This window comes from Streptococcus sp. (assembly GCF_041802885.1).
Lineage (GTDB): Bacteria > Bacillota > Bacilli > Lactobacillales > Streptococcaceae > Streptococcus.
In genome coordinates, this window is sequence record NZ_JBHCHN010000045.1 from 1 (window position 1) to 10,949 (window position 10,949).

General features: G+C 40.2%; 11 protein-coding genes. 1 reads left to right on the top strand and 10 read right to left on the bottom strand.

The features are described 5' to 3' along the window. A partial coding sequence (locus ACEYCN_RS05965) for a transposase (protein WP_373713384.1) occupies positions 1-251 on the top strand: 251 nt, incomplete at its 5' end. 58 nt (positions 252-309) lie between these two features. Here ACEYCN_RS05965 and ftsH read toward each other — a convergent pair. From ftsH to ACEYCN_RS06015, 10 genes are all read right to left on the bottom strand, one after another. Next, on the bottom strand, positions 310-2,271 hold the full coding sequence (gene ftsH / locus ACEYCN_RS05970) for an ATP-dependent zinc metalloprotease FtsH (protein ID WP_373713385.1): 1,962 nt from the start codon (positions 2,269-2,271) through the stop codon (positions 310-312). Positions 2,272-2,292: 21 nt separating this feature from the next. After that, positions 2,293-2,835, bottom strand: a complete 543-nt coding sequence (hpt, locus tag ACEYCN_RS05975) for a hypoxanthine phosphoribosyltransferase (protein WP_373713386.1) — start codon at positions 2,833-2,835, stop codon at positions 2,293-2,295. A gap of 6 nt (positions 2,836-2,841) precedes the next feature. After that, positions 2,842-4,116 carry a tRNA lysidine(34) synthetase TilS gene (tilS, locus tag ACEYCN_RS05980; RefSeq protein ID WP_373713387.1) on the bottom strand — a complete coding sequence of 425 codons (1,275 nt, stop codon included), beginning with the start codon at positions 4,114-4,116 and terminating at the stop codon, positions 2,842-2,844. Then, positions 4,113-5,393 (bottom strand): serine hydrolase, encoded by a 1,281-nt coding sequence (locus tag ACEYCN_RS05985; RefSeq protein ID WP_373713388.1) that lies wholly within the window; start codon positions 5,391-5,393, stop codon positions 4,113-4,115. Before ACEYCN_RS05985 ends, tilS begins: the two co-directional genes overlap by 4 nt. Positions 5,394-5,405: 12 nt before the next feature. Next, positions 5,406-5,525: an SP_0009 family protein gene (locus ACEYCN_RS05990; protein ID WP_373713389.1), complete on the bottom strand. Its 120-nt coding sequence runs from the start codon at positions 5,523-5,525 to the stop codon at positions 5,406-5,408. Beyond that, the gene (locus ACEYCN_RS05995) at positions 5,522-5,893 is read right to left on the bottom strand and encodes a septum formation initiator family protein (RefSeq protein ID WP_373713390.1); all 372 of its coding nucleotides are present in this window, start codon (positions 5,891-5,893) and stop codon (positions 5,522-5,524) included. The genes ACEYCN_RS05990 and ACEYCN_RS05995 overlap by 4 nt, the downstream gene beginning before the upstream one ends. Further along, complete coding sequence (locus tag ACEYCN_RS06000) at positions 5,880-6,152, bottom strand: RNA-binding S4 domain-containing protein (RefSeq protein WP_373713391.1); 273 nt, start codon at positions 6,150-6,152, stop codon at positions 5,880-5,882. Before ACEYCN_RS06000 ends, ACEYCN_RS05995 begins: the two co-directional genes overlap by 14 nt. A gap of 56 nt (positions 6,153-6,208) precedes the next feature. Then, positions 6,209-9,703, bottom strand: a complete 3,495-nt coding sequence (gene mfd, locus ACEYCN_RS06005; RefSeq protein WP_373713392.1) for a transcription-repair coupling factor — start codon at positions 9,701-9,703, stop codon at positions 6,209-6,211. After that, entirely contained in the window at positions 9,700-10,272 is a 573-nt protein-coding gene (pth, locus tag ACEYCN_RS06010) for an aminoacyl-tRNA hydrolase (protein WP_373713393.1), read from the bottom strand. The genes mfd and pth overlap by 4 nt, the downstream gene beginning before the upstream one ends. 77 nt (positions 10,273-10,349) lie before the next feature. Next, the coding region (locus ACEYCN_RS06015; protein ID WP_373713394.1) for a DUF933 domain-containing protein at positions 10,350-10,949 on the bottom strand (600 nt) is incomplete at its 5' end.

Here is a 10,949-nt window from a genome sequence, read left to right on the forward strand (position 1 = left end):
AAAAATTAGATCAATATGGTGTAACCATTTCTCATTCTGGCAAGGGAAATTGTTATGATAATGCAGCATGTGAGAATTTCTTTTCCCACTTGAAGAGTGAGTCCTTGAGACTATTTCCGCCTGAGGATAGAGAAACCCTCGCCCATCAAATCAGAGAATACATTGACTGGTATAATTACCACAGACCACAAGAAAAATTAAAAGGTATGACTCCCTTAGAATTTAGGGAAGCATACCTTCTAAACACCTAACTTTTTTAATTGTCCATTTTATCTGGGGCTTGACAGGATTTCTGCGCATTTTTTTGATTTAGTCTGAAATTTTTTCTTTCACTTCATCGTAGCTGAGGGCACGTACATCTTCATCGTCATTTACTTCCGGCATTTTACCTGTTTCATAAATAGCTTTGATTTGAACACTATCCAGTGTTTCGTATTTCAGTAGTGCTTCTGCGATAAGTTTATGAGATTCACGGTTTGATTGAATAATTTCTGCTGCCTTGTTGCGAGCTTCATTTAATAATTGACGAACTTCGCTATCTAGTTCATAGGCTGTTTGTTCAGAAATATGTTTTGGAGTAGTATAGCCGCCAAACATAGAATGGTTACCTTCATATTGCATAGGTCCCATTTTTTCACTCATACCGTACTCTGCGACCATCGCACGGGCCATTTGGGTTGCTTGTTCAAAATCGTTGGCAGCTCCTGTCGTCTGAACATTGAAAATGATTTCTTCTGCTACGCGCCCGCCCATAAGGCCCGCCAATTGTTCTTTCATATCATCTTTTGAAAGCAACATTTGGTCTTCCTTAGGAAGAGCAATCATATAACCGCCTGCACGACCTCGTGGAACAATAGTAACCTTATGAACTACACGCGCATTGGACAAAACCAAACCAACAATGGTGTGTCCGGCTTCATGGTATGCCACAATTTCTCGTTCTTTTTGGGAAACAGTACGGTCTTTTTTAGATGGTCCAGCAATCACACGATCTTCTGCTTCATCAATATCTGAAGCATCAATGACTTTTTTATTGCGACGCGCTGCGACAAGAGCAGCTTCATTGAGGACATTTTCTAAATCTGCACCGACAAAACCTGGTGTCTGTTGGGCCACTAATTTCAAATCAACATCGTTAGCTAAAGGTTTATTCTTAGCGTGAACTTTGAGGATAGCTTCACGACCTTTGACATCTGGACGACCAACTAGGACTTTTCTGTCAAAACGGCCTGGGCGGAGGAGGGCAGGATCAAGAACGTCGCTACGGTTAGTTGCTGCGATAACAATAATTCCCTCATTTCCTTCAAAACCATCCATTTCAATCAAGAGTTGGTTAAGAGTCTGTTCACGCTCATCATTGCCACCGCCCATACCAACACCACGTTGGCGGCCAACAGCATCAATTTCATCAATAAAGATGATAGCTGGTGCTGCTTTTTTACCATCTTCAAAAAGAGAGCGAACGCGGCTGGCACCAACACCGACAAACATTTCAACGAAATCAGAACCTGAAATAGAGAAGAATGGAACTCCAGCTTCACCAGCCACTGCTTTTGCCAGAAGGGTTTTACCAGTTCCTGGAGGACCCTCCAGAAGGACACCAGCAGGGATTCGAGCACCAAGCTGTGTAAAACGTTTTGGATCCTTGAGGAACTCAACTACTTCAACCAGTTCTTGTTTTTCTTCCTCAGCTCCAGCCACATCTGAAAAACGAACTTTGATATGGTTTTGCTCCAAGGCTTTGGCCTTGTTTTTCCCAAAATTCATAGCACCACGTGCGCCACTTCCTCCCTGATTCATCATCATCATGAAGATTACTAGAACGATTCCAAAAGGAACGATGTTGAGCAGGATACTTAGCCAGAGGCCATTTGAACTTTCCGGAATAATCTTAACATTGACATCTTTTTGCTCCGCCAAATCTTGAAGTTTAGAAAGCGTCGAATCAGATGCTAGTATAATAGTAGAAAACTGTTTGTATTTGGTTGTGGATGAAACTTGAAAAAGTTTGATAGCAGAAGCAATATCATTCTTTGCTTCCTGCTCCTTTTTATACTCACCTTTTATTTCAATAATGCTATTGTTTGGCTGGTAGGTAATGGATTTAACATTTTCATCTTCTAAGGCTGTAACCAGCTCAGAATAGGTGATTTCTTTGGTGGCAACTTGACTGCCAGCAGTGAAAAATTGATAACCAGTAATAATAGTTGCTAGCAGTAAAATAATGAGAAAAGGATTTCGAATAAACCCTTTATTATTTTGATTGTTCATATATAATTGATAACCTTTTTTCTAATTGGAGTATACTTCTTCTTTCAAAACTCCGACATACGGTAAATTTCGGTAATTTTCGTTGTAATCAAGACCGAAACCAACCACAAATTCGTTTGGAATGGTGAAGCAAGTATAGTCTGCTTCAATATCAACCACGCGACCTTCTGGTTTGTCCAACATGGTCACAATTTTAATGGAAGATGCTTTCCTGAAAGCAAATAATTCTCTCAGTTCTTTTAACGTACGACCTGTATCAATAATATCTTCAATAAAGAGTATATCACGACCAGCAACATCTGAATCAATATCCTTGATAATTTTGACAGAACCGCTACTTTCTGTTCCCCCGTGGTAACTGGAAACTACCATAAATTCTGTTTCAATGTGGGTATCAATATGCTTTATCAGTTCCGCCATAAAAGGAATGGAACCTTTTAAAATACCAACAAGAATGGGATTTTTCCCCTGGTATTCCTCTGTCAGTTTTTTACCCAGTTCCCGACTCTTTTCAATGATTTCAGCTTCAGAGATAAGAATGGTTTTGATGTCATTTTCTAACATAGTCAGCTACTCTTTCGTTTTTATATATAGTTTGGTTTTCATTATATCATTTTTTACTGATTTACTCAAATCACTAGTCACCTGATTAGCCACTCCAAGAATGGTTTTATATTGCTCGATGATAATAGCTTCTTGGCGTTTTTTTGCAGGGACTTTTTGGTCAATAAAGTAGCGTCGCAATTTTTTTTGAATACCGTTAAGAAGAATTGTGTCGCCAGCCTTACGGTATCTAAGTCGAATTGGTTGATGTTTATCAACCCAAAGAACCTGATTGGCATTTGGCAGGTCTCGGTTTAGGGAGAAAATAATACCACCAAATTCAAAAATACCTTCTGATTCTATCACATACTCTCGCTCATTTTCATCCGTCTCTGGAAGGATTTTGAAAATTTCAAACTGATTATAATCTTTTATCAGACAATAATGGTGGTTTAGGGGGTGATAGTAATTAGACTTGGTTTGCAGGATGGTCAGTATTTCTTTAAACTGAGCTTTACTAACCTGTAAATCAGGAAATGTTGCTAAATAGTCCTGAAGTAAAAATACTTGAACTGCTGGACTTTGTTTTCTGAAAATAGGCACACTTGTTGTATTGATGTCTTTGGTTAAGTCCTGTAAAGCTTGAAATAGCTGGGCATTTTCTTGACCAAGTTCCAGAAGATAATGTGAAAATTGTGGGTTTTCTTTCTCTAAAAGTGGAAGATAGTTATTTCGGATACGATTGCGTAGGTATGTATTTTCCTTGTTGCTACTGTCTTCAAAATAAAAAGTAGCCTCTAGTTCTGATTTTTTAAAGGACAGAAGAGGTCGAATCAATTGGCCCGGACCAAAATTTTGAATGGCTTGAATACCTGATAGATGACGGAGGCGACTGCCTCGAAGAAGGCGCATAAAGATAGTCTCAGCTTGATCATCGGCATGATGGGCTGTGACCAATCCAGTATAAGCATGTTCTCGCATCTTTTTTTCAAAAAATTGATAACGGAAATCGCGGGCCTTTTTTTCAGAAAAGACAGAATCCTGATAGTTTGCAGTATAGATGGGAATATTTTCTTGCTGGGCAAAGCTCTTCAAATGTGCTTCTTCTTCATCCGATTCCTTGCGCTGCTTGTGGTTGACATGGGCGATGCCAATTTCTAACTGAAGCTCGTCCCTTGTAGCCAGTAAACAATCCAGCAGAGCCATCGAATCCTTTCCGCCGGAAACTGCGACTAATATTTTTTTATGTTTATCAAAAAAGTGACCATCTTGTGCCACTTTCAAAAATTTTTTCTTCATCATTTTAATAATTCATATACATCATCTGCAATTTCTGAGATGGTGTCATAGTCCGATTGGTCAGTGAAAATAGATAAGATAAAGGGAGAATCTGTATAAACAACACCCACATCGTGTCGAAAGTCATAGGCATCTCCGATCTTATGCGCAACAGGAACCGGAATATCGCGGGCAATGCGCTGATTATCAAACTCTGTATTTTGTAAACTTCCCAAAACATAGCCGGACTGATGATAGATGGCCTCCATTATCATACCTGCCATTTGAGCAGAAGCCTGGCGCGATGACATGTCCCATTTTTGTCCAACAATTGCTGTGATTTCTTCATAGAAGACCGCATCAAATTGATTTGTAACGTAATAGGCCAACAGATTGCTGGCTGCATTATCCGATTCTTTTGCTGTTTTATTGATTAGTTCATCAATTCGGTAATGACGATTATCAGCTGTTTTCCCTAAAGAACCACTGCCTTCAGCAGAATAGCTTCCCTTAAAACCAGTTACCTTGTCAATATACTGTAAACCTTCTGTCAAACTATATTCTTTTTGGTCAATTTTTTCCTGAACATAGTAAAGGACTGGTAATTTGGTTACACTAGCCGCATACATCATTTTGTCTTGATTGACTCCAGCTGTTTTTTGACTAGTAAGTTGTTTGACATAAACTCCGATATTGTCTTTTGCATATTTTTTATTCAGTAATTCCTGAACAGCTTCTATGCGATTATCTTCTTGGGAGATGTCGGTACTCTTTAGCCAACCTTTACCATCAATCTTAGCATAAATATCTGTTGGAGTTGTGACAATTTCAGAAATCTCTACTGATTGATATGCTTTTAAGGAAGTTTTTGCTATTTTTTGTTGGTTTCCAATAGGATTGGTATATAACTTAAAATCTTTTTTTAACCATACGGTTGCTTGTGTCGTCGTAGATTCTAAAATTTGGTCATCAAAGATAACCTTGAGGTCCACCAGCAGGTATTGGCCATTGTCCAAGAGGAAGACTTGTTGATTTTGATTATTTATCTCTACAGATTGGATATGAAAAGCCTGATTTTCTTTTAAAGTTGAAGCTTTTTGTGTCAAGTTTCTGTCAAGATAGGTGTCAACTGGTGAATAGACATTAGGATTGGATGGGATAGATGTGAAGGTTTCATCTGTCACCTTGGCATTGAGTAAGAAATTTTCTTGATTAGTCAAAATAAAATCAATTTCTGTGCTGTCAACTGTAGCGCTTGCCAATAAAATTGGCATCAGCAAAAGCAATAGATATTTCTTCATTTTCCCTCCTTCCTAGTTTTCTTGGTCAGATACCTCTAGCTTTAAAGCCTGATTTTTCTGAGACAATTCTGCTAATTTTTCGTCAGAATAAGTTAAAAAAGTTTCCACTGTTTGCAAAATATCTTCTGTCATTTTGGCAACAATCCCGGGATATTATAGATAAATTCACCATCTTTTGAATACTGCAGCTTGGCTCGAATGTACTTGGCTGCATACTCTTCATCTTTTAATTTGGTAACTAGCGAAGACTCCAATTTTTCCTGTCGGGTCAATTCTTGGTAACGCTCTTCTAGTTGTACCAGTTGTTTTTCCTTATCCTTTAATGTATTGTAACTCTCTACTAAATTATAGGTAGGTAAGATGAATAAAAAGATGGCCAAAACGAGGATCAATCCCATAAATCTGGTTTTTTGACGATTCTCATCATCATTTTTTCTTCTTTTTTGCAATTCATTTTGGATGAACTGGTTGTTAATTTGGAGAACATTAGATTTTTTCATCTGCTTCTACCCTAACTTCACTGATGATTTCATACATTTTCAGTGCGTCTTCTTTTTTTGTTGAATCTTTCATTTCCAGGACTTTGACAGTCAGTAGTTTGTTGCCAAAACGAATTTCTACCAAGTCATTTACTTTTAAATCTGTTGAGGACTTGGCCAGGATGCCATTGACCTTGATTCGGCCCTTGTCGGCCACTTCCTTGGCAACAGTTCTCCGCTTGATAATACGGGATACTTTTAAATATTTATCTAATCGCATAATTGGACACCTCACAATCCCTTCTATTTTATCATGTTTTGGCTTCAACTGGCAATTTATTGTGATTTTTCAAGTTTTTTAGCTGCCAATTGTTCGCTAAAAATCATCAATTGCTCCAGGATTTCAAAGTCTTTTTGATGCCGAACATCGAAGATAACCTGCATCTGGCCTGCATTTTCAGAAATACGAGCTTTGAGATTGGTTGCGGATAGGGCTTGAAAATAATCTTGGGTCAAGAAGAACTGACCAGCCATGGCTTCAAATGTAACAATCAACTGACCTTGTTTTTTCTCAACTGATTTGGCAAAGGCTTGGTCCAAAAAGGACTTGAGAAGGCCAATTTCTAAGAGATAGGCAACAGCATCTGGATACTCTCCAAATCGGTCCATCAATTCACTTTGCAGTTCTTCATAGTTGACACGACTGTCAAGTTCCTTGATACGTTTGTAAATTTCAATTTTTTGTCGCTGATCATCGATATAGGTGCTTGGGAGGTAAGCATCGATAGAGAGATTCATCTCTGTATTGGATTTCTGGCGTTTTTTGGTTTTGCCTTGTTTTTCCAAAATAGCTGCCTCAAGGAGCTGGGAGTAGAGTTCATAACCAATGGAATCGATGAAGCCACTCTGAGCTGCTCCGAGCAGATTTCCAGCCCCGCGAATGGATAAATCCTGCATGGCAATTTTAAAGCCTGAACCTAATTCTGTAAATCCTTTGATGGCTTCCAGGCGTTTTTCTGAAACCTCTGTCAAGGATTTGTCTGGCCGGTACATGAGATAGGCATAGGCAATACGGTTGGAACGGCCAACACGACCTCGGAGCTGATAGAGCGTTGACAGTCCCATGTGATCGGCATTTTCGACAAAGAGGGTATTGGCATTGGGAATATCCACACCGGTTTCAATGATGGTGGTTGTGACCAGAACATTATATTCCCCTTCGATAAAGGCATATAAAGTATTTTCTAATTGGATTTCAGACATTTGACCATGGACAAAGGCGATGGAGGCCTCTGGCACCAAATCACGAAGTTCCGAAACTTTTTTTTCAATAGTATCAACTTTATTGTAAAGGTAGTAAACCTGTCCTCCCCGATCTATTTCACGAAGAATGGCATCCCGAATCACGGTTGGATTGGTTTCCATGACATAGGTTTGAACAGGATAGCGGTTAGTCGGCGGCGTTTCGATGACTGACAGGTCTCGGATTCCCAGCATGGACATGTGGAGGGTCCTTGGAATAGGGGTAGCTGTCAGGGTCAAGACATCAATTTTTTTCTTGAGTTCCTTGAGAGTTTCCTTGTGCTTGACCCCAAAACGTTGTTCCTCATCAATGACCAAGAGGCCCAAATCTGCAAAAATCACATCTTTTGACAGGAGCCGGTGGGTCCCAATGATAATATCCAACTGGCCCTTCTTCAATTTTTCCAAGGTGGCTGTTTGCTCGGCCTTGGTTCGGAAACGGCTGAGAACCCCAATATTGACTGGAAAATCTGCAAATCGCTCGATGAAGTTTTCATAGTGCTGCTGGGCCAAGACTGTTGTTGGAACTAAGATGGCGACCTGTTTTCCATCATTGACAGCCTTGAAGGCGGCCCGCATCGCTACCTCAGTCTTTCCGAAACCCACATCTCCCACTAAGAGGCGGTCCATAGGAAAGGCTTTTTCCATATCCCTTTTCACTTCATCAATGGAGCGAAGCTGGTCTTCTGTTTCCACATAAGCGAAATGCTGGTCAAATTCTAACTGGTTGTCATCATCCGCTGAAAAGGTAAAGCCCTTTAATTGACTGCGTTCTGCGTAGAGTTTGATCAGGTCCTCGGCGATATCTTCCACCTGCTTTTGGACCTTTTGTTTGGTCTTTTGAAAACGACCATCGTTGAGTTTATTGAGTTTGGGCTGTTTGCCATCCGAGGCAATGTACTTGGAAAGCCCATCAATCTGCTCAACAGGCAGAGAAATCCTGTCTGAATTTTGGTACTGAATGGTGATGTAGTCCCGATGGACCCCTGAAACTTGGATAGTTTCAATACCTAAAAATTGCCCAATCCCATGAATGTGGTGAACCACATAATCGCCCTTTTCTAACTCGTTGTAGTCTCGCAAGCGTTCGGCATTACTAGCATGTTGGCGCCGAATTTTGCGTTTGACCTTCTTGTGGAAAATTTCCCGCTCGGTAATGAGGGCGATTTTTTCATCCAGGAAGTGGAAACCAGCTCCCAACTGACCTATGGTGACCTGCTGCTGGCCCACAAGTAATTCATTGGCATCCCTATAAGGAATTTGAACCCCATATTCCTGTAAAATTTTCTGTAAACTTTGTAAAGAGGATTCTGACTGAGCTTGAAGAATCACTGTAAAATTGGATTTAGCATAGCGATTTAATTCTTCTTTTAAAAGAGGAATTTGATTGAAAAATTCCTGCATTGGATGCTGGTTAAAACTATAAATTGCATCAAATTTGAGATTTCCCAATCCCTTCTGGAAGGTAGAAAAATAAGTCGAAGGTTGGTATTTTCTAAGTTTTGAATAGGTGTCCACAAAATACTGGAGGCTGGAGTGAGATTGACACTTTTGTAAATCATCTGTCAACAACTCCGCAACTTCCTTCTCAAATTGGGCATGGCTGTCCATGATTTTATGAAAATTATCAAAAAAGATAGGAGACTCTTTTGGTAGATAATCTAAAAGGGTCCATTCTTTTTCATAAAAGAGGGAAAGGAATTTACCGATATCTGGATGGCGGTAGCCAGTTTTGATATCGGATAATACTTCTTCTAGATAGGATTTCTGCTCGCTGATGTCAACCATTTCCAGCAAGGAATTCAGTCTATCTTCTGCCCGTGCAAAATCCTCTTCTGTCAAGATGATATCAGAGGCGGGATAGATGGTCACAGTCTCTAGATTTTCTATTGACCTCTGTGTTTCCACATCAAAGGTTCGAATACCATCCACTTCATCCCCAAAGAATTCCAGTCGATAGGGAAGTTCGGAGTTTATTTCGTAAATATCTAAGATATCCCCACGGAGGCTAAATTCTCCCTGAGAGAGGACTCGGGACACTTTTTTGTAGCCAGTAGCTAGTAGTTTCTTTACAAGACTGTCAACTTGAATCTCATCCTGAAGCCGAACCTCACTAACTGTCTCTTGGTAATTTTTGGGACTAGGAAGATGGATTTTGGCTGCAGCAAAATTAGCAACCAGAATACCTGATTGCTGTTTATTTAAGAGAAAATTTAAACTGTCTACCCTTGTTTGCCTTTTTTCTTTGGAAGAAAAAACAAATTCTGCGATAGGACTATCATCTGTAAAGAAGTTGTAAACATAGTCACTGCCCAATAGGTCAGACAGGCTGGCAACCAGATTTTCAGCTTCATTTTGGCTGCTAGTAAAAATGATGATTTTTTCACTCAAACTATCAAAGGCCGAACTCATGACCAGGGCCTTGCTGGTGCCAGAGAGTCCCAAAATCAACTGACGACTAGAGGTATTCAGTTGTTGCTGCCATTTTTGAATGTACTGGTTTTGCTGGATTAATTCAATTAGATTCATAGACCATTAAACTTTCTCATGACCTTTTCCAGGTCCTTTTCTTGCAGATAGTAGTTGACAGCACTGTCAAGTTTATCCAAGGTTTTGTCAATTTCAATACGGTCTTCCGTATCAAATTTGGACAGGACATGATTGACAACTGTCATTCCTGGTTTTGGACGACCGATGCCTATCTTGATGCGGTCAAATTCCTGGGTTTTGAGATGGGCAATCAGGGACTTAATTCCATTATGGCCACCTGCCGAACCCTTTTGACGGAAACGAATTTTCCCTACTACCATATCCAAATCATCATAGGCCACCAATAAATTCCTCTCATCAAGCCCATAGTAGGCCAAAAGGGCATGGACAGCCTTGCCAGATTCATTCATAAAGGTGGTAGGCTTGACCAAATAAATTTTTTGGCCATCAATAAAAGTTGAGGCAATGTCTGCTTGGAAAATCTTATCATGGGTGAAGCTAAGATTTTCCCTTTTTGCAAGCATATCCACCAGCATAAAACCAACATTATGACGGGTTTCATGGTATTTACTGCCTGGATTGCCCAGACCTACAATCATCTTGACCATTTTTTTCCTTTCAAAAAGACCAAAAGGACTGAAAGTTGATTTCAGCCTTGGTTTTAAACTATTTTTCAATAAAAAACTTAGACATTGAAGCGGAACTCCATGATGTCGCCGTCCTGAACAATATACTCTTTTCCTTCTTCACGAAGGCGACCTGCTTCCTTAACAGCCTTCTCAGAGCCATACTTCATCAAGTCATCGTAAGACATGGTCACCGCACGGATGAAACCTTTTTCAAAGTCTGAGTGGATGATTCCGGCCGCTTGTGGGGCCTTGATGCCACGTTTGAAGGTCCAGGCACGCACTTCTTTTTCACCGGCTGTAAAGTAGGTGCCAAGTCCCAGCAAATGATAGGCTGCCCGAGTCAACTTATCCACACCCGATTCGGTCAAACCGATAGCTTCCAAAAATTCTGCCTTGTCTTCGTCATCCAACTCTGCAATTTCTTCTTCAGCACGCGCTGAGATGACCACTACTTCTGCGTTTTCTGTCGCTGCAAATGCACGGATTTGTTGCACATAGTCAATAGCATCTGGGTCTGCCACCTTGTCTTCATCCACATTGGCTACATAGAGGACTGGTTTGGTGGTCAGAAGGAAGAGACCTTTGACAATCTTTTCCTCTTCTGGGCTGAAGGTGACTGTTCTAGCAGATTTTCCATCTTCCAAAACAGGTTTAAT

What these genes read in the sequence shown, in the direction of transcription:
- ftsH (WP_373713385.1), bottom strand. Translation starts at nt 2,271, where the DNA reads ATGAACAATCAAAATAATAAAGGGTTTATTCGAAATCCTTTTCTCATT.
- hpt (WP_373713386.1), bottom strand. Translation starts at nt 2,835, where the DNA reads ATGTTAGAAAATGACATCAAAACCATTCTTATCTCTGAAGCTGAAATC.
- tilS (WP_373713387.1), bottom strand. Translation starts at nt 4,116, where the DNA reads ATGATGAAGAAAAAATTTTTGAAAGTGGCACAAGATGGTCACTTTTTT.
- ACEYCN_RS05985 (WP_373713388.1), bottom strand. Translation starts at nt 5,393, where the DNA reads ATGAAGAAATATCTATTGCTTTTGCTGATGCCAATTTTATTGGCAAGC.
- ACEYCN_RS05990 (WP_373713389.1), bottom strand. Translation starts at nt 5,525, where the DNA reads ATGACAGAAGATATTTTGCAAACAGTGGAAACTTTTTTAACTTATTCT.
- ACEYCN_RS05995 (WP_373713390.1), bottom strand. Translation starts at nt 5,893, where the DNA reads ATGAAAAAATCTAATGTTCTCCAAATTAACAACCAGTTCATCCAAAAT.
- ACEYCN_RS06000 (WP_373713391.1), bottom strand. Translation starts at nt 6,152, where the DNA reads ATGCGATTAGATAAATATTTAAAAGTATCCCGTATTATCAAGCGGAGA.
- mfd (WP_373713392.1), bottom strand. Translation starts at nt 9,703, where the DNA reads ATGAATCTAATTGAATTAATCCAGCAAAACCAGTACATTCAAAAATGG.
- pth (WP_373713393.1), bottom strand. Translation starts at nt 10,272, where the DNA reads ATGGTCAAGATGATTGTAGGTCTGGGCAATCCAGGCAGTAAATACCAT.